The sequence below is a fragment of the Saliphagus sp. LR7 genome (assembly GCF_003344565.1).
Lineage (GTDB): Archaea > Halobacteriota > Halobacteria > Halobacteriales > Natrialbaceae > Saliphagus > Saliphagus infecundisoli.
In genome coordinates this window covers 269,710-294,836 of sequence record NZ_QPND01000001.1, presented here as the reverse complement: position 1 = coordinate 294,836, position 25,127 = coordinate 269,710, and the positions used below count along the sequence as shown (strand labels likewise).

At 68.7% G+C, this 25,127-nt stretch carries 31 protein-coding genes, 2 tRNA genes and 1 pseudogene; 12 read left to right on the top strand and 22 right to left on the bottom strand.

Translation table 11 applies throughout. The features are described 5' to 3' along the window. Positions 1-8: 8 nt before the first annotated feature. Positions 9-539 carry a multiprotein bridging factor aMBF1 gene (locus DVH23_RS24495; protein WP_114575663.1) on the bottom strand — a complete coding sequence of 177 codons (531 nt, stop codon included), beginning with the start codon at positions 537-539 and terminating at the stop codon, positions 9-11. 121 nt (positions 540-660) lie between these two features. On the opposite strand from DVH23_RS24495, the pseudogene DVH23_RS25215 reads away from it, so the two are divergent. Then, positions 661-1,314, top strand: a pseudogene (locus DVH23_RS25215) (cyclase family protein). Between the two features lie 31 nt (positions 1,315-1,345). On the opposite strand, the gene DVH23_RS01505 reads toward DVH23_RS25215, so the two are convergent. Genes DVH23_RS01505 through hisC form a run of 3 tightly spaced genes read right to left on the bottom strand, consistent with a single transcriptional unit; the run spans position 1,346 to position 3,560 of the window. Further along, positions 1,346-1,954, bottom strand: a complete 609-nt coding sequence (locus DVH23_RS01505) for a CDP-alcohol phosphatidyltransferase family protein (RefSeq protein ID WP_114575662.1) — start codon at positions 1,952-1,954, stop codon at positions 1,346-1,348. Continuing rightward, entirely contained in the window at positions 1,951-2,466 is a 516-nt protein-coding gene (locus DVH23_RS01500) for an adenylate kinase family protein (RefSeq protein ID WP_114575661.1), read from the bottom strand. The genes DVH23_RS01505 and DVH23_RS01500 overlap by 4 nt, the downstream gene beginning before the upstream one ends. Then, positions 2,463-3,560 carry a histidinol-phosphate transaminase gene (gene hisC / locus DVH23_RS01495; RefSeq protein WP_114575660.1) on the bottom strand — a complete coding sequence of 366 codons (1,098 nt, stop codon included), beginning with the start codon at positions 3,558-3,560 and terminating at the stop codon, positions 2,463-2,465. Before hisC ends, DVH23_RS01500 begins: the two co-directional genes overlap by 4 nt. A gap of 89 nt (positions 3,561-3,649) precedes the next feature. On the opposite strand from hisC, the gene DVH23_RS01490 reads away from it, so the two are divergent. Beyond that, positions 3,650-4,612, top strand: a complete 963-nt coding sequence (locus DVH23_RS01490; RefSeq protein ID WP_114575659.1) for a hypothetical protein — start codon at positions 3,650-3,652, stop codon at positions 4,610-4,612. Positions 4,613-4,675: 63 nt separating this feature from the next. Here DVH23_RS01490 and rpsB read toward each other — a convergent pair whose 3' ends face one another. From rpsB to DVH23_RS01425, 13 genes are all read right to left on the bottom strand, one after another. Then, a complete protein-coding gene (rpsB, locus tag DVH23_RS01485; RefSeq protein ID WP_114575658.1) occupies positions 4,676-5,464 on the bottom strand; it encodes a 30S ribosomal protein S2 in 789 nt (262 codons plus the stop codon). Further along, positions 5,461-6,672, bottom strand: coding sequence for a phosphopyruvate hydratase (gene eno / locus DVH23_RS01480; RefSeq protein ID WP_114575657.1), 1,212 nt, complete (start codon positions 6,670-6,672; stop codon positions 5,461-5,463). Before eno ends, rpsB begins: the two co-directional genes overlap by 4 nt. Then, positions 6,669-6,854: a DNA-directed RNA polymerase subunit K gene (locus DVH23_RS01475; protein ID WP_114575656.1), complete on the bottom strand. Its 186-nt coding sequence runs from the start codon at positions 6,852-6,854 to the stop codon at positions 6,669-6,671. Before DVH23_RS01475 ends, eno begins: the two co-directional genes overlap by 4 nt. Further along, positions 6,854-7,048, bottom strand: coding sequence for a DNA-directed RNA polymerase subunit N (locus DVH23_RS01470; RefSeq protein WP_114575655.1), 195 nt, complete (start codon positions 7,046-7,048; stop codon positions 6,854-6,856). The genes DVH23_RS01475 and DVH23_RS01470 overlap by 1 nt, the downstream gene beginning before the upstream one ends. A 7-nt stretch (positions 7,049-7,055) precedes the next feature. Further along, on the bottom strand, positions 7,056-7,454 hold the full coding sequence (locus tag DVH23_RS01465) for a 30S ribosomal protein S9 (RefSeq protein ID WP_114575654.1): 399 nt from the start codon (positions 7,452-7,454) through the stop codon (positions 7,056-7,058). Beyond that, positions 7,448-7,888 carry a 50S ribosomal protein L13 gene (locus DVH23_RS01460; protein WP_114575653.1) on the bottom strand — a complete coding sequence of 147 codons (441 nt, stop codon included), beginning with the start codon at positions 7,886-7,888 and terminating at the stop codon, positions 7,448-7,450. Before DVH23_RS01460 ends, DVH23_RS01465 begins: the two co-directional genes overlap by 7 nt. After that, the gene (locus tag DVH23_RS01455; protein ID WP_114575652.1) at positions 7,885-8,238 is read right to left on the bottom strand and encodes a 50S ribosomal protein L18e; all 354 of its coding nucleotides are present in this window, start codon (positions 8,236-8,238) and stop codon (positions 7,885-7,887) included. Before DVH23_RS01455 ends, DVH23_RS01460 begins: the two co-directional genes overlap by 4 nt. 24 nt (positions 8,239-8,262) lie before the next feature. Then, positions 8,263-8,347: transfer RNA gene (locus DVH23_RS01450), tRNA-Leu, on the bottom strand. 112 nt (positions 8,348-8,459) lie between these two features. After that, entirely contained in the window at positions 8,460-9,209 is a 750-nt protein-coding gene (locus DVH23_RS01445) for a DNA-directed RNA polymerase subunit D (RefSeq protein WP_114575651.1), read from the bottom strand. A gap of 2 nt (positions 9,210-9,211) precedes the next feature. Beyond that, positions 9,212-9,601, bottom strand: coding sequence for a 30S ribosomal protein S11 (locus DVH23_RS01440; protein ID WP_114575650.1), 390 nt, complete (start codon positions 9,599-9,601; stop codon positions 9,212-9,214). Beyond that, positions 9,598-10,125: a 30S ribosomal protein S4 gene (locus DVH23_RS01435; RefSeq protein ID WP_114575649.1), complete on the bottom strand. Its 528-nt coding sequence runs from the start codon at positions 10,123-10,125 to the stop codon at positions 9,598-9,600. Before DVH23_RS01435 ends, DVH23_RS01440 begins: the two co-directional genes overlap by 4 nt. After that, on the bottom strand, positions 10,125-10,652 hold the full coding sequence (locus DVH23_RS01430; protein ID WP_114575648.1) for a 30S ribosomal protein S13: 528 nt from the start codon (positions 10,650-10,652) through the stop codon (positions 10,125-10,127). The genes DVH23_RS01435 and DVH23_RS01430 overlap by 1 nt, the downstream gene beginning before the upstream one ends. Before the next feature lie 67 nt (positions 10,653-10,719). Continuing rightward, a tRNA-Ser gene (locus DVH23_RS01425) sits at positions 10,720-10,802 on the bottom strand. 192 nt (positions 10,803-10,994) lie between these two features. Here DVH23_RS01425 and DVH23_RS01420 point away from each other — a divergent pair. From DVH23_RS01420 to DVH23_RS01410, 3 genes are read left to right on the top strand one after another with little or no spacing between them, the layout of a single operon-like run. Continuing rightward, positions 10,995-11,915, top strand: a complete 921-nt coding sequence (locus tag DVH23_RS01420; RefSeq protein WP_114575647.1) for a DUF4129 domain-containing protein — start codon at positions 10,995-10,997, stop codon at positions 11,913-11,915. After that, a complete protein-coding gene (locus DVH23_RS01415; protein WP_114575646.1) occupies positions 11,912-13,861 on the top strand; it encodes a DUF58 domain-containing protein in 1,950 nt (649 codons plus the stop codon). Before DVH23_RS01420 ends, DVH23_RS01415 begins: the two co-directional genes overlap by 4 nt. Further along, positions 13,858-14,481, top strand: a complete 624-nt coding sequence (locus DVH23_RS01410) for a hypothetical protein (RefSeq protein ID WP_232833681.1) — start codon at positions 13,858-13,860, stop codon at positions 14,479-14,481. The genes DVH23_RS01415 and DVH23_RS01410 overlap by 4 nt, the downstream gene beginning before the upstream one ends. Before the next feature lie 10 nt (positions 14,482-14,491). On the opposite strand, the gene moaA is transcribed toward DVH23_RS01410, so the two are convergent. Then, the gene (gene moaA, locus DVH23_RS01405; RefSeq protein WP_114575645.1) at positions 14,492-15,478 is read right to left on the bottom strand and encodes a GTP 3',8-cyclase MoaA; all 987 of its coding nucleotides are present in this window, start codon (positions 15,476-15,478) and stop codon (positions 14,492-14,494) included. 127 nt (positions 15,479-15,605) lie between these two features. Between moaA and DVH23_RS01400 the strand changes: the two genes are divergently transcribed. Continuing rightward, entirely contained in the window at positions 15,606-16,268 is a 663-nt protein-coding gene (locus tag DVH23_RS01400) for a helix-turn-helix domain-containing protein (protein WP_114575644.1), read from the top strand. Between the two features lie 40 nt (positions 16,269-16,308). Beyond that, on the top strand, positions 16,309-16,527 hold the full coding sequence (locus DVH23_RS01395) for a hypothetical protein (protein WP_114575643.1): 219 nt from the start codon (positions 16,309-16,311) through the stop codon (positions 16,525-16,527). A 1-nt stretch (position 16,528) separates the two neighbouring features. On the opposite strand, the gene DVH23_RS01390 is transcribed toward DVH23_RS01395, so the two are convergent. Both DVH23_RS01390 and DVH23_RS01385 read right to left on the bottom strand, forming a co-directional pair. After that, a complete protein-coding gene (locus DVH23_RS01390) occupies positions 16,529-17,992 on the bottom strand; it encodes an RtcB family protein (RefSeq protein WP_114575642.1) in 1,464 nt (487 codons plus the stop codon). 118 nt (positions 17,993-18,110) lie between these two features. Then, entirely contained in the window at positions 18,111-18,575 is a 465-nt protein-coding gene (locus DVH23_RS01385) for an archease (protein WP_114575641.1), read from the bottom strand. Between the two features lie 91 nt (positions 18,576-18,666). Here DVH23_RS01385 and DVH23_RS01380 point away from each other — a divergent pair, with 91 nt between their 5' ends. Further along, positions 18,667-19,143 (top strand): N-acetyltransferase, encoded by a 477-nt coding sequence (locus tag DVH23_RS01380; protein ID WP_114575640.1) that lies wholly within the window; start codon positions 18,667-18,669, stop codon positions 19,141-19,143. A 49-nt stretch (positions 19,144-19,192) separates the two neighbouring features. Beyond that, positions 19,193-20,368 (top strand): DNA primase small subunit PriS, encoded by a 1,176-nt coding sequence (gene priS / locus DVH23_RS01375; protein ID WP_114575639.1) that lies wholly within the window; start codon positions 19,193-19,195, stop codon positions 20,366-20,368. Between the two features lie 87 nt (positions 20,369-20,455). On the opposite strand, the gene DVH23_RS01370 is transcribed toward priS, so the two are convergent. After that, a complete protein-coding gene (locus tag DVH23_RS01370) occupies positions 20,456-21,454 on the bottom strand; it encodes a zinc-binding dehydrogenase (protein ID WP_114575638.1) in 999 nt (332 codons plus the stop codon). A 278-nt stretch (positions 21,455-21,732) separates the two neighbouring features. Beyond that, entirely contained in the window at positions 21,733-22,803 is a 1,071-nt protein-coding gene (locus tag DVH23_RS25210; protein ID WP_394342618.1) for a hypothetical protein, read from the bottom strand. A gap of 142 nt (positions 22,804-22,945) precedes the next feature. Here DVH23_RS25210 and DVH23_RS01360 point away from each other — a divergent pair, with 142 nt between their 5' ends. The 3 genes from DVH23_RS01360 to DVH23_RS01350 are packed head-to-tail and all read left to right on the top strand — an operon-like array spanning position 22,946 to position 24,995. Beyond that, positions 22,946-23,947 (top strand): hypothetical protein, encoded by a 1,002-nt coding sequence (locus tag DVH23_RS01360; RefSeq protein WP_114575637.1) that lies wholly within the window; start codon positions 22,946-22,948, stop codon positions 23,945-23,947. A 51-nt stretch (positions 23,948-23,998) separates the two neighbouring features. Next, the gene (gene bcp / locus DVH23_RS01355; RefSeq protein ID WP_114575636.1) at positions 23,999-24,463 is read left to right on the top strand and encodes a thioredoxin-dependent thiol peroxidase; all 465 of its coding nucleotides are present in this window, start codon (positions 23,999-24,001) and stop codon (positions 24,461-24,463) included. 43 nt (positions 24,464-24,506) lie between these two features. Then, complete coding sequence (locus tag DVH23_RS01350) at positions 24,507-24,995, top strand: cupin domain-containing protein (RefSeq protein WP_114575635.1); 489 nt, start codon at positions 24,507-24,509, stop codon at positions 24,993-24,995. Positions 24,996-25,127: the final 132 nt, after the last annotated feature.

Here is a 25,127-nt window from a genome sequence, read left to right as displayed (position 1 = left end):
TTTCGACGCTAGTCCTTTCGCTTGACGACGTCCCCCAGCGTGTAGCTGCCCGTCGAGGAGCCCCCGCTCCACTCGGAGTCGCCCCCGGCGCCGCCGTCGGCCGAGAGCCCGATATCGAGGAACCGTTCGAGTTTCGACTGGACCCGGTCGCTCGGCAGGGTGTCGCCGCGCTCGAGTTTTCGGATGAGACTCGCCTTCTCGTTCAACTCGTCGGCGAGATCCGACTGGCTCAGCTCCCGGTCCTCGCGGGCCGAGCGGATCCGCTCGTCGTAGTCGGTGACGAGTTCGTCCATGTCGTCGAACATGTCCGGTGGTGAGCCACCGCCGGCCGAGGCGGTGGTTCCCCCCGTCGAACCGGATCCCGACCCCGAGTCGGAACCGGAGTCCGTCGAGTACTTGGTCGACGTACTCGACGCGCTCTCGGTACGTACCTCGGTGCCGAAGTCCGTGCAGTCCGAGCAGACGTCCAGTTCAGCCCCCTCGATCTTGACGGTCTTGGGAGACGACGTCTCGGCGCCACACATCTCGCACTGAACCATAGCCGATGCTATACCCCGGCGCGGCTTAAAGGATGCGACGACCCGCGTCCGGTGAGGGTCCCGCGGGCGACGACTTCCGGGCCCGTGCACAATCCATATCCCCGACTCCGTCGTTCGACCGATCGTGTACGACCTGTCACACCCAATCGAACCCTCGATGCAAACGTTTCCGGGCGATCCCGACGTCAGCCTCGCCGCGACGCGGGAGTTCGCGATCGACGGCTACCGGGTGCGCGAACTCGGCTGTGGCAGCCACACTGGGACCCACGTCGACGCCCCCGCACACACCCAACGCGACGGGAGGGCCCTCGAGGAGTTCCCGATAGAGCGGTTCGTCCTCGAGACGGTCCGGGTCGACTGCCTCGACCTCTCGGCTCGCGACCCGATCCCGCCCGGCCGGGTACCCGAGAGCGACGTCGACTGTGTCGTCTTCCACACCGGCTAGGACGACCACTGGGGGACCGATCGGTATCTCGACCATCCGTATCTGAGCCCCGAGACCGCCCGGCGGTGTGTCCGGAAGGGGTACGCCGTCGGCACGGACACGTTGAACCCGGACCCGACGCCGTCGCCGAACGCCCAGGAGGCCGAACCCGACGGGGTCCCGGCACACCACGCCCTGCTGGGGGACGACCGGCTGATCTTCGAGAACCTGACCGGCCTCGATCGGGTGCCCGAGCGGTTCGAACTGCGCGCCCACCCGCTCCCGATCGGCGGCGACGGCGCGCCGGTTCGTGCGGTCGGGGTGGTCGATCCGGACGACCAGCCGTCCTAACTGCTCCGCCGTATCGGTCGGCGGATGGCTTCTAGAGGGCCCGCCAGGCGTAGAGAAACCGCTGGACGGCAGTCAGGTGGCCGATGACCGCGAGGAAGACGAGCAGCCAGCCCACGATCGTCAGCCCCGCGACCGCGCCGCCAAGCGGGTAGGCAAGCACGCCGACGACGGCGATGATCGCGAGCCGGTCGGCCCGCCCGACGAGCCCGCCGTAGACCCGCTCGAGCCCGACCGCCTGGGCCTGCGTGCCCAGGTAGGAGGTCATCACGACGCCGGTCACCGCGAGGAAGCCGAGCAGGAACGAGCCGATTCCGGCCGCGAGCCCGGCGATAATGACGATGTCGGCGTAGCGATCGAGGACGTGATCCAGCAGGTCGCCGCCGGCGGAGGCGACCCGCTGACGGCGGGCGAGCGCGCCGTCGATCACGTCGAGCCAGCCGTTGAGGAGGACGAGGAGGGCGCCGACGGCGTACCAGCCCCGTCCCGAGACACCCCCGAGGGCGAAGGCGATGGCGGCCGCGACCGCCACCGCGAACGCGAGCATGCTCACCCCGTTGGGCGTGAAGCCGGCCCGGTCGAACCCCTCGACGAACGGGTCGATGACTCCCGCGACGTACGGCCGCAGTTGGTCGAGGGTCACGCCAGATACCCCACGAAGTCGACCGTTCCCGCGCTCGGATCCCGGGTCCCCTGCCGGACCGCATGGATCTCGTCGGCGACCGCGCCGGGCTCTCGATCCGTGGTGTCGATCTCGTACACCGCCTCCCGACCGTGGCGATCGACCGCTTCGGCGAGGATCACGTCCAGGGCCTCGCTCTCCGCGTTCTCCCGGGCCTTGGCCTCGGGCTCGCCGCGCTCGAGTAGCCGGTCCTCGAGATCCTCGGGATCGCATCGCAGGACGGCGACCCGATCCGCCGGAAGGTGGTGGGCGAGGTGGGAGTCGAGGACGCAGTCCTCGCGGTCGGCGAGTCGGCTTTCGAGGGCGTCGAGATCGACGATCGCGCTGTCGCGGTCGGTATCGACGCCCGTCGAGATCCCCTCGTTTTCGATCAGTTCGTTGCAGTGGACGACGTCGATCCCGTACTCGCGTTCCAGGAGGTCCGTCGCCGTCGTCTTTCCCGTTCCGGGGGTGCCGGTGACGGCGAGTCTCATCGTTCGGCCTCCGCGGATCGCTCGGCCAACACCGCGTTCAGTTCCTCGATCGCCCGGTCGGTCTCCTCGTCCGTGCCACAGGTGATCCGGATGCACTCGGGGAGTCCGAAGCTGGAGCAGTCCCGGACGATGACGCCCCGCTTCTGGAGCGTTTCCGTTACTGCGGTCGCGTCACCGACCTCGATCAGGACGAAGTTGCCCTCGCTCTCCCAGACGGGTGCCTCGACGCGTTCCTCGAACGCCGCCCGGGCCGCGGCGGCCGACTCCACCGAGCGGGCGACGTGTTCCATATCGTCGAGTGCCGCGAGGCCGGCCCGGCAGGCGATCTCGCTCGCGGCGAAGGGAGTGTTGACCCGGGCGTAGGCGTCGGCCCAGGTGCCGGGAACGAGCGCGTAGCCCAGCCGGAGGCCCGCGAGCCCGTAGGCCTTCGAGAACGTCCGGAGGACGGCGACGTCCTCGCGGCCGTCCTCGATCAGCGCCAGCGCGCTCTCGCGATCGGCGAACTCGCCGTAGGCCTCGTCGACGACGATCAGGGTTTCCTCGCCGGTTCGCTCGGCGATCGTCTCGACTTCTGGGAGGGGGATCGTCGAGCCCGAGGGGTTGTGGGGGCTCGTGAGGTAGACGATCCGCTCGCCGTCGTAGGTTCCGAGGACCGTCTCGGCGTCCTGGGCGAAGCGCTCTCCCTTCGAGAGCGCGTACTCCCGGACGTCGCCGTGGTGAAAGCGGGAACTCATCCCGTAGTAGGCGAATCCGGGATCGGGAACCAGCACGCCGTCGCCCGGCTCGAGGAAGGCCCGCGAGAGGTAGTCGATCGCGCCGTCACCGCCGTTTGCGAGCCACACCTGTCGGGGATCGACGCCCCGGCGATCGCCGATCGCTTCCCGGAGGTCGGCGTGGGCGGCCTTGGGGTAGTCGTTGACCTCGCCGGCGGTCTCGCGGATCGCCTCGACGGCGGCCGGCGACGGACCGTGGGGGTTCTCGTTCGAGGAGAGGGTGACGAACTCCCCCGGATCGCGGCCGAGTTTCCGGGCGACTTCCTCGATCCCTCGTCCCGCCTCGTAGGTGGCGTGATCGGAGAGGTCGCGCGTGTGCATACCTCCTCGTGCTCCCGGCAGGTATTAAGGATGCTCACCTGGTGACGGACACCGCCGGCTCTTTTGTCGCCCGCCACGATCGACTCGCTATGACCGAGGAGCCATCCGTCGACGCGATCCGCGAGGGCCTGGCCAGCGACGACCCCGAGAGCCGCCGCGAGGCGATCCGGTCGCTGGTCGAGGGCCGCGAGGACTGGGAGGGGCTGGACCACCTCGTCCCCGACCTGGTCGAGGCTCTGGACGACCGGACCAACGCCTGCCACGCCCTCGAGGCCCTCCACGGGATGAGCGAGGACGAGCCGGAGGCCGTCGCGCCCGCCGTCCCCGAAGTCGTGGAGTTTCTCGAGGTCCGCGAGGGTCTCGAAGGCGAGACGCCCGAGGCGTGGCTCGCCGAGGGCACGGTCGTGGAACACGACTCGCCGGCGACGATGCGTGCCCACGGCAAGCGCCGGTTGCGGGCCGTCTCCCTGCTCGGACGCGTCGCCGAGGCCGATCCCGGGGCCATCGCCGACGACGCCGGCGTCCTCGTCGCCGTCGCCGGTCGAGGCGACCATCCCGAGATCCGGACCGACGTCCTCGCGATCCTCGCGACCGTCGCCGAGGCGCGTCCGAACGCCTTCGAGGGCGGGATCGAACCGATCGCGGCGATCCTCGAAAGCGACGCCGACGTGACCGTCCGTGCCAACGCCGCCTTTCTGCTCGCGATCCTCGCCGAGGAACACCCCGAATCGGTCGCCGACGCCACAGCCTCCCGCGGGGACGCCATCCGGAAGATGCTCGAGTCCGACGAGGACGTGGCCGCGAACGCCGCCGTCGGGCTCTGTGCGTACGTCGCCGAGGAGCGCCCGGAGGCCGTCGAGCCGATGGCCGACTCCGTCCTCGCCCTGCTCGACCACGACCTGAAAAGCGTCCGGGGGAACGCGGTCTGGACGCTCGCGGCGCTCGACGGCGAGGGGATCGACGACCGGCTCGCGGCCGTCGCCGAGGACGATCCCAGCGAGGACATCCGCGAGCACGCCGCCGCGGTGCTCGACTATCGGTCGGCGGAGTGAGCCCGGTCGCCGTCGCTGGCCGACGGAGAAGCGTCCGGAGAACGTGGATATCTCGAAACCGAATCAGGGCATGCTCTCGAAGTCCTCGAGCGCGTAGGCGGGTTCGGCGCCGCGGCGATCGAGGGTCTCGTTGGCGAGCAGCCAGTAGACGACCGAGAGGGCCTTGCGACCCTTGTTGTTCGTCGGGACGACCAGATCGACGTTGCTGACCCCGTTGTTCGAGTCACACATCGCGATGACGGGGATGCCGACGGTGATGGCCTCCTTGACCGCCTGGGCGTCGCCGATCGGGTCGGTGACGACGACGACGTCGGGTTCGATGTAGCCGTCGTACTTCGGGTTCGTCAGCGTCCCGGGGATGAATCGGCCGGTGCGCGCGCGGGCGCCGACGGCCTCGGCGAACTTCTCGGCGGGGAAGCGGCCGTACTGGCGGCTCGAGGTGATCAGGATCTGTTCGGGCGCGTAGTTCGAGAGGAAGTCCGCGGCCGTGCGGATCCGCTGGTCGGTCTTCGAGACGTCGAGCACATAGAGCCCGTCGGTCCGGACGCGGTGGATGAACCGGTCCATGTCCTCGGTCTTCTGTTGGGTCCCGATGTGGACCCCCGCGCCGAGGTAGTCCTCGACGGGGATCAGCAGGTCGGCCTCCTCGTCGCTCATCACGTCGTCGTCGAGCGTGGGGCCGGCCGGCTCGTCGCTCGCGGCCTCGTCGACCTCGTTCGATTCCTCTCCGTCCGTGGACTCGACGTCGCCGTCGTCCTGGTCGGACCCGGGGCCCATCCCCGCGTCCGGCTCCTCGTCGATCTCCTCCTCGGCGGCGTCGAGCCCCTCCTCTTGGGTTTCGTTCTCAGTCATGTTGCGTCGTCTGCGATCCGGATGAGTTCGTTCAGCTTGGCGGTTCGCTCGCCGCCGACCGCGCCCGTCTTGATGAACGGAGCGTCGGTCGCCACGGCGAGGTGGGCGATCGTCGTGTCCTCAGTTTCTCCCGAGCGGTGGGAGACGACCGCGTCGTAGCCGTTCTCGGTCGCCAGCTCGATCGCGTCGAAGGCCTCGGTTAGCGTCCCGATCTGGTTCGGTTTGACCAGGATGCTGTTTGCCGCCCCGCGATCGATTCCTTCGGTGAGGCGCTCGGTGTTCGTGACGAACAGGTCGTCGCCACAGACGAGCGTCCGGTCGCCGACTTCCTCCGTCAGCTCCGCGAACGCGTCGTAGTCGTTCTCGTCCAAGGGATCCTCGACGTAGACGAGGTCGTACTCGCGGACGAGGTCCGCGATGTACTCGATCTGTTCGTCGGTGTCGCGGCTGATTCCCTCCGACTCGTACTCGTAGGTTTCGGAGTCGGCGTCGTACATCTCGGCGGCCGCGACGTCGAGTCCGAACCCGATCTCGAAGCCGACGTCGTCGGAGACGAGTTCGACCGCCTCGGCGACGACCTCGAAGGTCGTCTCGTCGTCGATCGAGGGCGCCCACGCGCCCTCGTCGCCTTTCCCCGAGGGATGGCCGCGTTCCTCGAGCAGGTCCGCGACCGCCGCGTGGACCGCGGCGTTGGCGAAGACGGCCTCGGAGACGCTCGGCGCCCCGACGGGCGCCGACAGGAACTCCTGGATGTCGGTCGCGTCGGCGGCGTGTTCGCCGCCGCCGACGACGTTCCCCAGGGGGATCGGAAAGTTCTCCCCGCGGAAGGTCCCCCCGAGGTGCTGAAAGAGCGGCGCGCCGAGCACGTCGGAAGCGGCCTTCGCGGCGGCCATCGAGATGGCGACCGCGCTGTTTGCGCCGATCTCCGAGAAGTCGTCGGTGCCGTCGGCACCCCGCAGGATCGCGTCTATCTCCCGCTGGTCGCCCGCGTAGGCGTTGCCCACGAGCCGGGGAACGGCGTGTTCTCTGGCCGCGGCGATCGCCTCGCCGGGCGGGCGTTCGACGGCCTCGTACTCGCCCGTCGAAGCGCCCGAGGGCGCCGCCGCGCGGCCGAAGCCGCCACGCTCCGTGTGGACGTCGGCCTCGACCGTCGGATTCCCCCTCGAGTCGAGGATCTTCCGCAGCGAGACGTCCGTGACGAGCGTCATCGTCGATCCTTCCCCCGCTTGACCGTAAAGGGCAGGGCGCCGGCGTCGTACTCCTCGGCGGCGATCAGGATCGGTTCCGACTGATCGGTGTCGATCAACACCGGCGCGCCGTAGGAGACCTGCAGCGCGCGTGCGCCGAGGATGCGTGCCTTCTCGTAGCGGTTGTACTGTTGGCCCTGCATTATTGGTAGGGTGAGACGACGTCGACGAGGTCGGTGTGGCTGACGAGCATCCGCCGACAGCAGTAGCGGTCGACGCCCAGCTCGTCGAGGACCGCTTCGGGATCCTCGTCGCCCTCCTTGGCTCGCTCCTCGAACTCCTCCCAGTGTTCGCCCACGACGCTGCCACAGGTGAAACACCGGACCGGTACCATCATGGGGAGATCACCGGTAGGACTTCTGGTAGCGTGCCCGTGCGCCGGGGCCGCCCCACTTCTTGGGTTCGGACTGGCGGACGTCGTTGACCAGCAGCGACCGATCGAACTCCATGAACGCGTCCCGGAGCTCGGCGTCGTTGGTGTACTCGACGACGCCCCGGGCGATCGCCGTCCGCACGGCGTCGGCCTGGCCGCTGACGCCGCCGCCCTCGACGCTGACCTCGATGTCCATCTCCCCGCGAAGGTCGTCGCCGAGGATCCGGAACGGCTCTAACATCTTCAGCCGCGAGATCTCGGGTTCGACCAGCTCGACGGGCTGGCTGTTGATCCGCACCCGCCCCTCGCCCTCCCGGACGGTGGCGCGGGCGACTGCCGTCTTCTTCTTGCCGCTCGTGTTGGTTACCATGTGACGTTAGCACCCAGCTGCTCGCTGACTTCGTGGAGGTGGACGAAGCGGATGTTCGACAGTCGATCCAGCGACGTTCCCTCCAGGATCTCCGCGTCGTCGTCCTCGTACGGATCGCCGACGTACACCCGGACGTTCTCGAACGCCTCGCGCCCCCGTGGCTTCTTGTAGGGGACCATTCCCCGGATCGACCGCTTCAGGATCGTATCGGGGCGTTTGGGGTAGGCGGGTCCTCGGTCGGACCCGAGCTGGAGCCGGGTCCGGTAGGTGTCGAAGACGTCCTCGCTGTCGCCGGTGATCACGGCGTCCTCGGCGTTGACGACGGCGATGCGCTCGCCCTCCAGGGCGCGCTCTGCGACCTGGCTCGCGACACGGCCCATGATGCAGTCTCGGGCGTCGACGACGAGGTCGGCCTCGAACTCGGCGACGCTCATGCGATCACCCGCACGTCGCTTCCCTCGGGATTGTCCTCGATGAGTTCCTCGAGGGGAAGGGTCTCTCCGACCTGGTCGATCTTCGTCGCCGCCGACGACGAGAAGTCGACGGCCGCGACGGTGACGCTCTTCTGTAGGGCGCCGGCCCCGAGCACCTTGCCGGGGACGACGACGGTCTCTTCTTCGCGCGCGTACCGCTCGATGCGCCCCAGGTTGACCTCCGCGTGGCTCCCCCGGGGTTTCTCGAGACGGTCCGCGACGTCTCGCCAGACGTCGGCGTCCGCCTCTCTGGACGTCGACTTCAACTCGGCGATGAGGTCTGTCAGTCTCGGATTGGTCTTGCTACTCATTGGTTGTAGGTCGCTGAAAAGTGATGCAGGGAGCAGGATTTGAACCTGCGGACTCCTACGAGACAGCGCCCTGAACGCTGCGCCGTTGGCCTGACTTGGCTATCCCTGCCCGCATCACTTCCTATCGTTCGCCCCGTAAAACCCCTTTCGGTCCGACACGCCGCGCTGGCGGCCGGCACAGGCCTCGGAGTCGGGGTGTGGGGGTGTCGATACATCGCTGTTTACAGCTGAACTGCTTCCTCGAGTTCGTCGGCGCGGGCCTCGATCGAGTCGGCCGCCCGCGTCACGAGTTCCTCGACGGTAAACGAGCCGTCGGTCTCGACGTGGAAGACGAACGCGTCGGGGACGTCCTCGACGCGCACTTCCTTGCCGGGATACCGTTTTGCGAGGTCGTTGTCGAACTCCTCGGCGTTGAGGAGTTCGCCCTCGTCCTCGATCACTCCGCGGACGATCCGGCTCTCCTCGTCTTCGAACTCCTCTAGGTCGCCGACGACCTCGACACGCTGGAGGTGTCGGTAGCCGACGGCCACGCCGCCCTGGTGTTTGGCGTGGGTCTGGCCCCGTTCGATCCGGGCGTCGGCCTCGACTTCGAGGCGTTGGCCCTCCTTCAGCTCGATGATCGGGACGTTCTCCTCGGCGGGTGTAACGAGGGCGTCGCCCGAGACGAGGTCCCGGGAGTAGGCGGTCGCGGGCCCGGAGACGTCGAGCGAGAGCGTCACGACGTCGTCCTCGACGAACTCGCCTTCCGGTGGGGTCGTCAGCGGGACGAGCCCGAGCCGGAGCGCGAGCTGTTCGTCGAACATCACCGAGGAGTTCTCGATGAAGCGGACCTCGTCGATCGCCATCGTCGGCACGTCGGCGACCATCGCCCGGCGGATTCCGTTGGCGAACGCGGGCGTCGCTCCCCGCACCAGAAAGCGGGCCTCCCGGTCGCCGCGTTCGACGAACTCGACGTCGTACTCCCCTGGCATGATCAGTATCCGCCCTTGCCCTTGGGTGCGCGCGATCCGTCGTGTGGGACCGGGGTCACGTCCTCGATGCGACCGATCTCGATGCCCGAGCGCGCGAGCGCGCGGATCGTCGCCTGCGCGCCGGGGCCGGGCGATTTCTGGAGGTTGCCGCCGGGGCCGCGAACCCGGACGTGGAGCCCGGTGATGCCCGCGGCCTTGATCTCGTCGGCGACCGACTCGGCCATCTGCATCGCGGCGTACGGCGAGGCCTCGTCGCGGTTCTGTTTGACCGCCGTCCCGCCCGAGGACTTCACGATGGTCTCGGCGCCCGTGAGGTCGGTGACGGTCATGATGGTGTTGTTGAACGATGCGTGTACGTGGGCGATCCCCCACTTGTCGTCGTCCTGGCTCATGATTCTTGGTCCTCCGCGCGTTCGGGGTGGAGTTCGTCGGCCAGCGGGCTCGTCTCGTCGAAGGCGACCGCGTCCTCCTCGTCGACGTCGACGAGGTAGGAGGGCACCTGGTGGCGCCGGTCGCCGACGACGACGTGGCCGTGGACGATGAACTGTCGGGCCTGCTGGGGCGTGTTCGCCAGCCCCTTCCGGTAGGCGACGGTCTGGAGCCGCCGTTCGAGGACGTCCTCGACCTCGAGGCCGAGGATGTCGCCGAGTTCGTCGGCCTCGCTCAGGATCCCCAGCCGGGCGAGCCGACCGAGGAACTCCTCGCGTCGGCGCTCGACGGTCTCGTCGTCCTGGGGCTGGGCGAGCAGGTCACGGGCCTCCCGGCGGTAGGAGCGAAGCTCGGACTGTGCGCGCCAGAGCTCCTCCTTGTTGGCGAGGCCGTAGCGGTCGATCAGGGAGTGTTCGCTCGAGATGCGTTCGCCCTGATAGGGGTGGTTGGGCGTCTCGTACTGTTTGGTCTTCGTTCCGATCGGCATCAGAGCTCACCTCCCTCGTCGTCTTCCTCCTCGGCGGCTTCCTCGGCCTGTTCCTCGCGGATCTCCTCGACGTTGACGCCGATGGTTCCCTCGGTGCGGCCCGTCGATTTGGTCCGCTGGCCGCGGACCTTCTGGCCGCGCTGGTGGCGGATGCCCTTGTAGGAGTCGATCATCTGCATCCGGTTGATGTCGTGTTGTCGGGCGAGCTGGAGGTCGTTGCCGACCTCGTGGCTCGTCTCGCCCGAGAAGAAGTCGTGGCGGCGGTTGGCCAGCCACTCGGGGACCTCCGCGGCGTAGTTCTCGACCAACTCGACGATGCTCTCGATCTCGTCGTCCTCCAAGGCGCCGAACGTTGCCGTCCGGTCGATGTTCGCCTCGTCGGCGATGATCCGGGCGGTGCGTCGGCCGACCCCGTTCATCTCCGAGAGCGACCGCTCGACGGACTTCGTCCCGTCCAGGTCGGTCTGGCCGATCCGGACGAAGTATCGAATGTCGTCCTCGTCCTCCGTGTCTTGTGTCTCGCTCATGTTGTGAGTGTCTCGTCTGGTGTCTCTCGCGTGCGACGGTGGCTCCTCGCCGGCCCGCCGCAGTCGACGTCGTGGCGGGGATTTGAACCCCGGAGGCTTGACGCCACATGGTTAGCAACCATGCGCCTTGGGCCGCTTGGCTACCACGACACCGGTCTCCGCTATCGTCGCCCTTCCGGACTCGGGGCACCGTACCCCTACATCGTAGTGCGGACGAACCTACCCCTGTCGGGTACTTAAGCCCAACGAAACGCCGGCTCCCGGTCGCCGCGCCGACCAAACTGACCGATCGGTCCGGACCGGCGTGATTTATGTACCCCGAACCGATAGCTCCCCCAACAAGTGTCCCGACGAACCCTCCTCGTCAGGCTGGCCGGCGCCGTCGTCGGCGTCGTCGCGATCGCGTTCGCGGCGGCGACGATCGACGACCCGGTCGAGCCCGGCGGCGACGGCGGCACCGGCGGCGAGGGGACGGGAAGCGGGACGCCGGTGCCCGAGGCAACCGAGGGGCCGGTGTCGGCCGTCGACGTCCCTCCGTTTCTCGAGTACCTCCTCCTGTTGGCCGTCGTCCTCGTCGCGGTCGCCCTCGCGTGGTACCTGATCAACCACCGGCGGGAGGCCGTCAAGATCATCGCGACGCTGGTGGCGGTCGTCCTCGTCCTGATCGCGCTCATCTACGGCCTCTCGATGCTCGATCTCGGAGGCGGCGGGAACCAGTCGCCGGCACAACCACTCCCACAGGAAAACGAGTCCGTCGGCGACCCCGGCTCGGGCGACGGCGACGCGACCGTCGACACGAGCCCGATCAGTTCGGTCCTGCTCGCCGTCGGCGCCGTCCTCGCGGTCTTCGTCGGCGCGCTCGCGCTGAGCAGGCGCGACACCGGCCCGCCCGACTCCGCGGGGACGGTCGAGGCGGGCGACGGCGAGGAGGAGGCCGCCGCCGTCGCCGGAGCCGCCGGCCGGGCGGCAGAACGGATCGAGGCCGGCGACGGCGAGGACGTCGACAACGAGGTCTATCGGGCCTGGCGGGACATGACCCGGCTGCTCGAGGTCGACCGTCCCGAGAGCTTCACCCCCGGCGAGTTCGCCGACAGCGCGGTCGAGGCGGGCATCGCACGCGAGGACGTCTCCGACCTCACCCGGCTGTTCGAGGACGTCCGGTACGGCCACCGCGAGACGACCGACGTCGAGGAACGGCGCGCGGTCGAAACTCTCCGGCGGATCGAGGCCGAGTACGGCACCGACGGCGGTGAGGACGAATGAGGCTTCGATCGGTCACCCTCGCCATGGGGGTCGCGGCGTTCGTCGCCGCCGTGGCGATTCTGGGTGGGGTCATCGTCTTCGACGTCGGCCGCTGGCTCGCCTTCCCGATCGCGGTCATCTCTTTGCTGGTCGCACTGAACGTCCTCGCCCGCCGTCGGGGCGCCCGCGACCGCGGGGAGACGCCCGACCCCGAACGCCGCGCGCCGGTCCCGATCCCCGGAACCGACCTCTCGGCGACCGTCACCGAGTTTCGGTCGGAGTACGAGCGCCGGCTCTCCCCGAGCACCCGGATCCGGGAGGGGCTCTCCGACGCCGCGGTCGCGGTCCTGACCCGCTTTCGGGGCCTCTCGGAGGTGGAGGCCCGCGAGCGCGTCGAGGAGGGGACCTGGACCGACGACCCCCACGCCGCCGCCTTCCTGGCTCCGGAACTCGACCCGCCGAAACGGTCGCTACGCGAGCGGTTGACGGGCCGGCTCGCCTCCGAGACCCGCTTTCGGGAGGGCGTCCGCCGGACCGCCGCCGCGGTCGCGGCCGTCGGCTACGGCGGGACCGACGACCGGGGAGAGCTGCCGGCCTACGGCGGGGCGACCGGCTCGGGAACCGCTCCCCGGACCGACTCCTCCGTTGTCGAGGGGGTCGTCGAGCGCGCGAGCCGGGAGACGGGCCACTGGACCGGGATCGGCGTGATCGCCCTGGCCGCCATCGGGATCGGCACCTTCGCCGAGTCCGCCGCGGTCGTGATGGCCGGCGCCGTCGGCATCGGCTACGCGGCCGTCGCCGACGCCCTCGAGGCGCCGACCCCCGAGATCGAGGTCGAGCGAACCCCGAGCGAGACGAGCCCCGAACCCGGCGACGAGATCGCGATCGAGGTCGAGGTGCGAAACGAGAGCAGCCGGTTCCTCCCGGACCTCCGGATCGTCGACGGCGTCCCGCCCGGGCTCGCGGTCACGGAGGGCGCGGCCCGTCTGGGTACCGCGCTCCGGCCCGGCGAGGAGGTCTCCTTCGAGTACACCGTCACCGCCCGTCGGGGGACCCACGAGTTCGACCCCGTCCTCGTCGTCACGCGGGACCTCTCGCGGTCGGTCGAACGCGAGTTCCTGGTCGGGGCGGAGACGACGCTGGTCTGTGAGCCCGTCCTCCGGCCGATCGCCGCCGGCGTCCCCCTGCGCCAGACCGCCGCGACGTTCTCGGGACGGCTGACGACCGACGAAGGCGGTTCCGGTACCCAGTTTCACTCCGTCCGGGAGTACCGCCGCTCGGACCCGCTGAACCGGATCGACTGGAACCGCCACGCCCGCACCGGCGAGCTGGCGACCCTGGAGTTCCACGAGGAGCGGGCCGCGAAGGTGCTCGTCCTCGTCGACGCCCGCGAGTCGTGTTACGTCGCGCCCGGCCCCGAGGCCCCCCACGCGGTCGACCGGTCGGTCGCCGCCGCGGGCCGGATCGCCGCCACCCTCATGGCCGACGGCGACACGGTCGGCCTCGCCGCCATCGGCCCGGTCGACGACCGCGGCGAGGGCGACGGCCAGTGCTGGCTCGCGCCGGGGTCGGGCCACACTCACCGGGCCCGGTTCCAGGAACTGCTCGCGACCCACCCCCAGTTCTCGACGATCCCCCCCGGCGGGAGCCGCCGCTGGATCCCCCAGATCCGGCGGATCCACCGCCGGCTCGGGGGCGACACGCAGGTCGTCTTACTCTCGCCGCTTTCGGACCGCGCGGCCCCCCACATCGTCCGCTGGCTCGAGGCGCGGGGCCACGCCGTCACCGTCGTCAGTCCGGATCCGACCGCCGGCGAGACCACCGGCCAGCGCCTCGCGAGCGTCGCCCGCCGGCTCCGCCGGTTCGACCTCCAGCGCGAGGGCGTCCCCGTCGTCGACTGGCGAGGGGACGAATCGATCGACGAGGCGTTCGCCCGCGTCGGAGCGACGGGAGGTGGGGTTCGATGAGCGGGGAGGAAGCGGCCGATACCGACGACGAGGACCTCGAGGAGATCGACGCCGCCGACCCCGACGCCGCGGGACGGGAGGCGACCCGGCGCCCGACGACGATCGACGGCGGGGTCGCCGCCGGGAGCGCGGTCCTCGCGGCGGCCGCGGCCGCCTACGGCTCGCTCCCTGCCTTCGGCCTCGCCCTCGTCGGCGCCTCACTGCTCGCGCTCGGCCTGCTCTACGGCCGGCGGCCCGCGGTAGACGTCGCCGGACTCCTCCTATTCGTCGGCGTCCTCGCGGGCGGGTTCGTCGGCGAGTCCGTCGAGGCCACCCTCGTCGGCACCGTCGCCTGCGTCGTCGCCTGGGACTTAGGCCAGTGTGCGATCGACCTGGGCGAGCAACTCGGTCGGGAGGCCGACACGACCCGCCTCGAGGCCGTCCACGTCGCCTCGAGCGTCCTGATCGGGGTCGTCACCGTCAGCGCCGGCTACGCGCTGTACCTCGTGGCCGGCGGCGGCCAGCCCGCCGCCGCGCTCGTGCTCCTCTTGCTCGCGGCCGCGCTCGTGACGGTCGGGCTGGGCGCCCGCCGCTCGCGGCCGAGCGGGCGCTCGCGGTCGGCCCACAGGAGCCACCGGTAGCTCCACCGGTTCAGGCGTCGGCCGTCTCGAGGTACTTCTCGTTTATCTCCCACCCGCCCTCGTCGGTCTCGACGAGGTACTCGCCGTAGTAGGGCACCCGGTCGGCGACGACCTCGCGGAACGCCTCGCGGATCTCTCCCCTGGTCATCTCGCCCATCGGCTTCAGGTCGTCGTTGCGGTTGAGACAGCCCTTCAGGTAGCCCTCGTGGGTGACCCGGACCCGGTGGCAGTTCGCACAGAACGTGGGGTTGCCGACGGGGTCGACGATCTCGACCATCCCCCTGCCGTCGCCGTCCTCGCTTTCGATCCAGTAGCGCTTGCGGTCGTGCATCTCCCGGCGTTCGATCTCGACGGCCCGCTCTGCGAGCCAGTCGTGGACTCGCCCGATGTCGATCGCCCACTCGGGGTTGCCCGTCAGTTCGGGCATGTACTCGATGAGCTGGAGTCTGAGTCCGTCGTTTTCGGCGACGTGATCGACCATCTCGGGGACGTAGCCCGCCGTCGCCTCGAAGACGACCATGTTCAGTTTCACCGGGTCGAGCCCGGCGTCGAGGGCGGCGTCGACGCCCTCGATCACCCGGTCGAATCCTCCGGATTTCGTGATCTCGGCGAACGCCTCCCGATCGATCGCGTCCTGGGAGATATTGACCCGTTCGAGGCCGGCCTCGACCAAGCCCTCGGCCCGACCGGGGAGGAAGGTCCCGTTGGTCGTCAGCGAGGTTTCCATCGAGTCGGGAACTCGCTCGATGATCTCCTCGAGATCCTCCCGGAGCATCGGCTCGCCGCCGGTGAACTTCACGCTGTCGACCCCGAACTCGGCGGCCGTTTTACAGACGCGGACGACGTCGTCGGTCCCCATCTCGTTCTCCCGGGGATCCATCGGACCGCGGGTGTCGCCCAGCCCCTCGTTGTGACAGTAGACGCAGTCGAAGTTACACCGATCGGTGAGCGAGACGCGGATCCCGGTGACGTCCCGATCGAACTCGTCGGTGAGCATCGCTTGGCCGCCCTTCGCTTTCCACCCGCATAAGCGCGCGGTCGGTTCGCCGATATCGTAACTGGTTTTGGTTACACCCTGTGTCTGCGCACGGACCGCTCTTGGCGCTGGCCCGCCAGGGATCTCCATGAGCACGATCGCCGAGTTCTCCGTGCCCGCCGCGGAGTTCCCGCTCGGGGCGGCCCTCGCCGACCTCCCCGTCGACGTCGAGATCGAGCGCGTCGCCGCCTACGATCCCGATCGCGTGATGCCCTACGTCTGGTTTTCCGCCCCCGACGCCGACGCCCTCTCGGGGCTCGACGACCGCCTCGCGGCCGATCCCAGCGTCGAGGCGGTCGAGTCTCTGACCGACCTCGGCGACGAACGCCTCTACCGGATGGGCTGGGTCGAGGACGTCGCTCTCGTCTGCTACGCACTTGCCGAGGAGGGAGCGACCCTTCTGGACGCGACCGGCGACAGCTCGCGCTGGCGGCTCCGGGTCCTCTTTTCGGAACGCGAAGCGGTCTCGCGGACCTACGAGTTCGCGACCGAGGAGGGGCTCGCGGTCGAGATCCGTGGGATCCACGGGCTTGAGGACGACCGCCACGGCCGCGACGGGCTCACCGACGCCCAACACGAGACGCTCGTGGCGGCGTTCGGCGGTGGCTACTACGAGATCCCCCGCGACGCCGACATGGCAGCGCTCTCAGACGAACTCGGCGTTTCCCGCCAGGCACTGTCCGAACGCCTCCGGCGGGCCCACCGGGTTCTCGTCGAGCACGCGGTCGCGACCGGCACCGAGGAGCGTTGACCGGCACAAGAGATACCCCTGCGAGGCCCGAACCGGCGGTATGGACGAGGACATGCTCGCGGACCAGAAGCGGCTCGTCGCGCTTCTCGAAAGCGAGGGCTGGGAGGTCACTGATCTCGAACTCTCGGCGTACGACAGCCCCTGGGCCGACGAGGACGACCCCGAGGCGTCGGTCACGATCACCGCCCGGCGGGCCTACGACGGGGACCGGGAGGACGAGGCCGGCGGGAGCGATGACAGCCAGTTCCGGCTGAAGTGACTCACCCCTTGACGTTACAGACCGGGAACGTCCGTGCGACCTTGTCGCCGATGCCCAGCGCGTCCGAGACCCGGACGACCTCGTCGACGTCCTTGTAGACTCCGGGGGCCTCCTCCGCGATCGTCGCCCCCGACTGGGCCTTGACGTACACCTGCTGGTCGCGCAAGTCGTCCTGGACGTCCCCACCCCAGTAGTCGTTTTTCGCCTGGGTCCGGCTCATCAGCCGGCCGGCGCCGTGTGCGGTCGAACCGAAGGTGAGATCCATCGAGTGCTCGCCCCCGCGGAGGACGTAGCTGCCCGCGCCCATGCTCCCGGGAATGATCACCGGCTGGCCGACCTCGCGGTAGGCGGCGGGCACCTCGGGGTGGCCCGCCGGGAACGCCCGCGTCGCGCCCTTCCGGTGGACGTACAGTTCGCGTTCGTCGCCCTCCACTGTGTGGGTTTCCTTTTTCGCGATGTTGTGGGCGACGTCGTACAGCAGGTCCATCTCCATCTCTTCCCACGGGCGGTCGAAGACCCGTTCGAACACCTGGCGTGTGCGGTGCATCACGAGCTGGCGGTTGACCCACGCGAAGTTGATCGCCGCGTTCATCGCGCCGTAGTAGTCCGCGGCGAGCTGTGAGCCCGCTGGCGCCGCCGCGAGTTCCTTGTCGGGCAAGCGCTCCAGAAGTCCCCGATGCTGCTTCTCGATCTTCCGGAGGTAGTCGTTGCAGGTCTGGTGGCCCAGTCCCCGCGAGCCACAGTGGACGAGGACGACGATCTGATCCTCGCTTAGCCCGTAGGCCTCGCCGACCTGGCCGTCGAAGACGTCGGTGACCCGCTGGACCTCGAGGAAGTGGTTGCCCGACCCCAGCGAGCCGAGCTGGTTTTTCCCCCGATCCTTGGCCTTCTGGCTCACTTTCGAGGGATCGGCGCCCTCTCGAACCCCCTCGTCCTCGCAGTGGGCGAGGTCGTCGGGAACGGCGTACCCCTCCTCTAGAGCCCACTCGACTCCCCGATCGAGGACCGCCTCGACGGTGTCGATGCCGCTCTCGACGACGCCGCCGCCGCCGAGACCTGACGGAATATTGGTAAACATCGAATCGACGAGCTCCTCCTCGTTTCCCTTCACGTCATCGTACGTCAGATTCGTCCGCATCATTCGGACGCCACAATTTATATCATATCCGACAGCTCCCGGCGAAATACAGCCGTTTTCGGCGTCCATCGCGCCGACGCCGCCGACGGGAAAGCCGTAGCCCTGGTGGCCGTCGGGCATACAGATCGCGTGGTTCGTGATCCCCGGGAGGTGGGTCGCGTTCCGGAGCTGCTGGAGGGTCTTGTCCCCGGAGATCTCTTCTAGGAGAGCCTCGCTCGCGAGCACGCGGGCGGGTGCGCCCATCTCTCCCTCCTCGGGGATCTCCCAGACGAACTCCCGGACCTGCTCCAATGTGACGTCGCCGGCGTCGAACGTGGGCGCGGTCATAGCCGACAGTCGAACGCGAAGGCTGAAAGGTGTGTCTCCACGGCTTTCGATCCGGGCTCATGGGGTCGGTGGTAGCGATATACCGGTGATCGCCGGTAACGGACGACGACCGACCCCATCAGACGTCGAAGACGACGTACCCCTCCCACCCGTCCTCGACGCGCTCGATCCGCATCTCGGAGTAGGTGACGGCCTTTATCTCCCGGGCGTCGATCGCGTCGAGGGGGAGTCCGCGGGCGGTCGCCTCGAGACGGAACTCCTCGTCCGTGTGCTCGCCCGCACCTTCCGTCTCCTCACACCCCGGAGCCACGAGTTCGACGATCTCGTTTTCGACCGGGAGCTCGAGGCGGACGTCCCGGAGGTAGATCAGTTCGTCCAGGTACTCGAAGAGCAGCGCTTCGAGGGACTCCGCAGTGACGGCAAGCGAGAAACGTTCGCCGCCCGACCGCTCGGGGGTCTCACAGCTCGCGGCGGCGAGCCCGTCGGCGACGGCGGCGAACAGCCCCGCGAGGTCATCGGCGCTCGCCCACACGCCGATATCGGCAGTGTGATCCCGGAGTTCGAAGCGGGGCTCGGTCGTCATCCGGTCGGACTTGGTCGTCCGCGGCCGTATGTCCGTCGGTCGGGGCCCGCTGCCGGTGGAATTATATTCGCGTCAGTGCTACGGGAGGGCAGTGAGCGTCAATCTCGACACGTGTGTCGTCTCCCCCGGCGACGACGACCATCTCGAGGACGCCTGGGAGCTCAAAGAGCGCATCCGCCGCGAGGAGGGCGTGCTCAAGCAGCGCCGGGGCTTTTTCACCGATGCCTACCGACGCTCGACGGTCTACTGCTATCTCGCCGACGACGCGATCGTCGGCTTCGCCACCGTTCGCCGCGACGGCTACGTTCTCTTTCTGGCGGTCGATCCCGACTACCGCGGCGACGGGATCGGCAAGCGCCTGATCGCCCGGGTCGTCGAGGACAACCAGTCCGTGAGCTGTCACGCCCGGACGACCAACGGGGGGGCCCTCGAGTTCTACGAGTCGGTGGGCTTCGAGATCGAACGCCGGATCGACAACTACTACGAGGACGGCGGCGACGCCTACTACCTCACGCTGGGCGAGGGCGGGGGGATCCGCGACCGGCTCTCGGATCTGCTCGGCAGGTAGCCCCAGGGCGAACGGCACCCTTTTGAGACCCGCCCGAGGACCACGGGCCATGGAGGAGCGAACCCGGGCCTATCTCCGGGGGCGGTTCCGGGACTACTATCGCCGGACGGAGATCACCCCGCCGCCCGAGGCCGACGAGCGCGAGTGGGGATTCATCCCCTGGACCGAGGGGCCGGGAACGACGATGGTCCGGCACCGCTCGCTGCTCGAACTCGGCGACATCGAGGACTTCCTCGAGCGAAAGCGCCCCCGCCACGTCTACTTCTCGGTGGGGCGCTACGACGACCCCGGCGCGGGCTCGATGGGGGAGAAGGGGTGGCGCTCGTCGGATCTCGTCTTCGATCTCGACGCGGACCACCTGCCGGGCGTGACCCTCGGCGAGGACAGCTACGCCGAGATGCTCGCGACCTGCAAGGACGCCCTCTATCGCCTGCTCGACTTTCTCGAGGACGATTTCGGCTTCTCGGAACTCGAAATCGTCTTCTCGGGCGGACGGGGGTATCACGTCCACGTCCGCGACGACGCCGTCCTCGATCTGGAACGGGACCACCGCCGCGAGATCGTCGATTACGTCCGCGGGATCGGTCTCGAGTACGACCACCTGGTCGATCGCGAGACCGTCTCGGGACTGGGCCGGAAGACCCCGACCGAGCGCCGAACGCTGCGGATCGACGGCGGCTGGGGCCGGCGAGTTCACGGGTACTTCATGGCCTTTATCGAGGAACTGCTCGATCTGTCCGAAGACGACGCGCTCGAACGGCTCACGGCGTTCGAAGGGATCGGCGAGGGCAAGGCGACGGCGACCCTGAACGCCGCCCGGAACAACCGCGAGGAACTGGAGGCCGGAAACGTCACCGTCCACACCGCGATCTCCCAGCTCGCCGAACGCTTTTTCGAGGAGGCCGTCGAACGCGACAACGCGCCGATCGACGAGCCCGTCACGACCGACACGAACCGGCTGATTCGGCTGCCGGGCAGTCTCCACGGCGGCAGCGGGCTCGCCGTTTGCCGGCTAGACCGCGCCGAGTTGGAGGCGTTCGACCCGCTCGCCGACGCGGTTCCCGACCCCTTCGTCGGCCACGAGATCGCGGTCGATGTCGAGGAAGGTGGCGAGGTCGAACTGGGCGGTAAGATCCGAACGGTCGAGGAGGGGCCCCAGTCGCTGCCGGAGTACGTCGGGATCTTCCTGATGGCTCGCGGACGCGCCGAGAAGGAAAAGGAGTAGGTCCGAGGGGGTGCGTCGAAACAGTGGACAGGGTCGGGAAACGTCAGTGAATCAACGGAGTCGAAACAGGGAGACTGTGTTGACCTCTTATTCGTTGACGAGCAGAAGCTTGCCCTGGAAGTCGCCCGATTCGCCCAGCCGATGTGCGTCGGCGACGTCCTCGAAGGCGAACCGGGCGTCGATGTGCGGTTCGACGACGCCGTCGTCGACCAGCGTGGCGATGTCCGCGAGTTCGTCCCCGATCCGTTCCTGATGCTCGCCGAGCAACACGGGAAGGATCACGAGCACGACGCCGAGTTCGAGCGACCGTTCGTGCATCGCCGAGATGTCCTGGGTCGAACTCGATTCGGTCGTTACCACGGTTCCGAACGGCCCCACGGCCTCGAATGCGGTCTGGAGGTGGTCGTCGCCGACCGGATCGAAGACCACGTCGAAGCCGTCGCCGCCCGCGTACTCCTCGACGTACGACGCGACGTCGGTCGCGGTGTAGTCGACCGTCGCGTCGGCACCGAGCTCTTCGGCGAGCGCGCATTTCTCCTCGCTCGAGGCCGTCGCGGTCACGTCGGCCCCGAACCAGTCGGCCAACTGGACGCCGACGTGCCCGACGCCGCCGGTCGCGCCGTAGACGAGTACCTCCTCGCCCAGGGAGACGGTCGTCTTGTCCGTGAGCATCTCCCAGGCGGTGAGCGCGACGACCGGCAGCGCCGCGGCGTCCTCGAGCGGGATCGACGCCGGCGCGTGGGCGAACGTCCCGACGTGTCCGACGACGTACTCGGCGAGCGAGCCCTGCCGGCCCGCGCCACCGGGCATGCCGTACACCTCGTCGCCCTCCTCGAAGCGCGTGACGTCCGCGCCGACCTCGCTAACGACGCCCGAGACGTCACAGTGGAGCGTCGCGGGGAGTTCCGGCGCGAAATCGGGAATGGCCCCCTGCCGGATCTTGTAATCGACGGGATTGACGCTCGAGGCGACGACCTCGACGCGGACTTCGTCCGGATCGGGGTCGGGAACGTCGATGGTCGTCTCCGTGAACACGTCCGGGTCTCCGAACTCCTCGATCACGTGGGCGGTCATCTCGGAAGGCATGTCGGTTCGAGGTTCGACCGCCTGCGGGGAATATGCGACGCTTGCGGCGATCGAGTGGGGTTGTTGTGGCGACTGCTCCCCGACTCGACGCGAGTCACGAACGAAACGAGTCCGCCACGCCAGAGGGGCTGAAGCGAAGGAGATGTGTCTAATTGGCATACTACGAAGCCTCCCGCTTCAACGCCCTCTCCGGCGAGTCGTCCGACGCCGTCTAGGAACGCGGACGTTCGAAGAACCTGGCGGACCGTAGCGGTCCCTTGAAAGCCCAGGCAGGTCGGTTATTCGTCGGTTTCGTCGGTTCCGTTCCCGGCGCCGTCGGGGTTGAAGTGGATCGTCTCGCTCCCGGCGTCGTAGACGTCGTCCCAGTCTTTGTCCTCGTCGAGCAGGAAGACCTCGACGGTCAGGTCCTCGCGCTCGCCGAACTCCGTCAGTCCGTCGGGCCGGACGGGGATGTGGAAGGTGCCGTTCTCGGTCATCTCGACCTCGCCGGTGCGCTCGACGATCTTCTGGTTGTCCGCGCCCTCGTTGATCTTCACGAAGAAGTACGGCTCCCCGACCACGTCGCCGTGTTCGGGCGGGTCGACGCGCTCCATGCTGGTGTTGGCGACGACCTCGACGTTGAAGTTCGAGTACCCCTCGCCGTCGGCCGCTGGCACGGTATCGACGAACTCGATGCTCTCGATCCGGTCCGCGTCGTCGTCCTTGCGCTCGAGGGGCCGGTTGGGTTCCTCCGGCGGCGACCACTCGGCGTCCGCAGTGTCGTCGACGTAGTCGTCCGCTCCATCGTCGCCAGCGTCCTCGCCGGAGTCGTCCGTCCGGTCCTCGAGACCGCTCGAGTTCCCCTCCTCGTCGTCGGTCGCGTTGCCCTCGGTGTCGTTGGCGTCGGACCCGTCGTCCTCGTCGGATTCGCTCCCGGTGGTCGCGTTCTCCTCGTCGGTCGCGTTCTCGTTGGCGTCTCCGAGGCTGGAGTTCTCGTCCGTCCCGTCCGACTCGTTTTCGTCCTCGCCGTCGGACTGGTTCTCCGCGCCGGCCGACCCCGCTCCGTCGGAGTCGCTCGAGTTCTCGCCGTCGCTCGCGTTCCCGGCGGACCCGTTCGCCGAGGCGTCGTCGGCGTCGCCCGGGTCGCTCGCGTTCTCCTCGGGGTCGTCCGCCGAGCCCTCACTCGCTTCCGTATCGGACTCTGTCGAGTCGTTCTCGCCGTCGGACTCGTTCGAGTCGGTTGCGTCCGTTGGGTCTTCGTCCTCGCCGGTGTCGTTTGCGGGGTCGTCGGCCCCCGGCCCGAAGGCGGCACATCCCGAGAGGGCGACGAGTACCACGACCGCGATCACGGCAACGTTCCTGAGTCGCATCGGTTCCAGGTAGTCCGTGGCTCCACCATATACTCACCGTATCCGGCACGTCGGAGGTCCCCGTCACGACGGGCCGGCGACCACGCTCCGGGTCGGTATCTTTACAACGTCGGCACCTGTTCGCCTAACCCGTATAGCTCGGATGAACCTCGACGAACTCCGCTCGGTCCAGAGCAAGGAGCGCCAGAAGGACAGCCTCCAGAACCTGCGTCCCTCGTTCTACCGGGAGGTCGGCGAGTACATCTCGGAGCTCAAAGCCGAACGCGAGCGCGCGGCCGAGGCCGCAAGCGACCCCTTCTCCTCGCCGGAAGTCGGCCGGCTCACCGACGAGATCGAGACCGCCAAGGACGTCGTCGAGGCGATCTACGAGCGCCGGATGGGCAAACTCGTCAAACAGGCCAGCCTCGCGGCCGCGGGGATGCCCGCCGACGACGAGGGGCTGACCGAGGAGGAAGCGGAGCTCTTCTCGGATCTCATCGACCGAATCCGGGCGAACAAGGGCCGCGTGCTCGACGTTCTCGAGTGGAGCGAGGAGGCCGCAGACGGGACGGACGTCGAGGGGGAATCCCGGGAGCCCACGCCCGACGATCCTGGTGCCGACGCCGCCGGAGCCGAACCGGCGGAGCCCTCGGACTCCGAGGGCGTCTCCGTCGCCGACGCGATGGGCGGCGATCTCGAGGAGCGCTCGCCCGCATCCGACGCCGGGGGCGACGATCCCACACCTGAACTAGAGACGGGGAGCGCGTCCGGCGCGGAGGGCGGACTCGACCCCGACGAGATCATCGACGAGTTCGACGCCGAACCGGGATCCGGTCGGGACTCCCCACCCGCCGAAGCGGGGACCGACTCGAGTCACGGTCCCGGATCGGCGACCCCCGATTCCGGCGGGGCCGAACCGGACGACGAACCCGACACGGGTCGGCCGGAGGGAGGGCGAGATCGATCGACGGACGGCGGCGGAACCGCCCCCGCGTCGGGCTCCGAGGACGTCGATCGGGTCACCGTCAGGATCACCCGCGACGTCGGCTCGATCCTGGGCGTCGACGACCGGGAATACTCGCTGGCCGACGACGACGTGGTGACCCTCCCCGAACGGAACGCGACGCCCCTCCTCGAGCGCGACGCCGCCGAACCGCTCGAGTAACCGGACCCGGGGACCACAAGAGCTACCCCCGGGACGGCCCAACCCCGGTCCATGCTCGAGATCGGCGAGCCCGCACCCGAGTTCGAACTGCCCAACCAGCACGGGGAGCCCGTCTCCCTCGACGAGTTCGACGGCCGGGTCGTCGTCTACTTCTACCCGCGGGCGAACACCGAGGGCTGTACGACCGAGGCCTGTGGCTTCCGGGACGAACTGCCCGCGTTCGACGAGCGCGACGCCGCCGTCGTCGGGATCAGCGACGACCCGGTCTCCGACCTCGCGGAGTTCGCCGCGGAGTACGACCTCGAGTTCGACCTCCTCTCGGACGAAGAGGGGAAGATCGCCGCGGCCTACGACTCCTACGGCGAAAAGCAGATGTTCGGCAACACGTTCGACGGCGTCTTCCGGAACACGTACGTCGTCGGACCGGATGGCCGGATCGAGGCCGTCTACGAGGGCGTCTCGCCGGAGAGCCACGCCGGAGAGGTCCTCGACGGAATCGACGAAAAGTCGTCCTGACCCGAGCGTTCCGGTTTTTGGTTCCGGGGACCGAGGTCGAAGCATGGAACGCGTTTCGTTCGAGGACGTCGAGCGCGAACCCGCCGACTGCGGCGGGTGCCAGTCGCTGACCGACGCCCTGGCTACCGAGCACGTCGCGATCAACCGCTATGTCCTGGCACCCGGCGAGCGGTTCAGCGGCTCCGTCCACGCCCACATGGACCAGGAGGAAGTCTTCCTCGTGCTCGCGGGCGAAGCGACGTTCGAAACGCGCGAGGAAGAGGTGATCGTCGGCGCGAGCGAGGCGATCCGCTTTTCGCCCGGGGAGTTCCAGTCGGGGCGAAACGACGGCGACCGGCGGCTGGAGGCGATCGCGATCGGGGCGCCACGGGACAGCGATGACGTCCGAATCGCCGAGATTCCGGTTCTCGATACCGACGTCTCCTGTCCGGGCTGTGGCAAGGGGGAGATGCGGATCGCTCGCGCGGAGGACGTCGAACTCGTCTGTCCCGACTGCGGGGCCGAGTTGAACCCCTCGGAAACGAGTGGCTGACGGGAGGATTCGGGTTCTACAGTAAGCGACGAGGTTCAGCGAGAGATCGACCCACGGCATGCGAACCACCGAAGCATACGCGGCGCTTTCGCCGCCGTTCCCCGGACGCTACGCGCTCGGATTTTTCGTGGA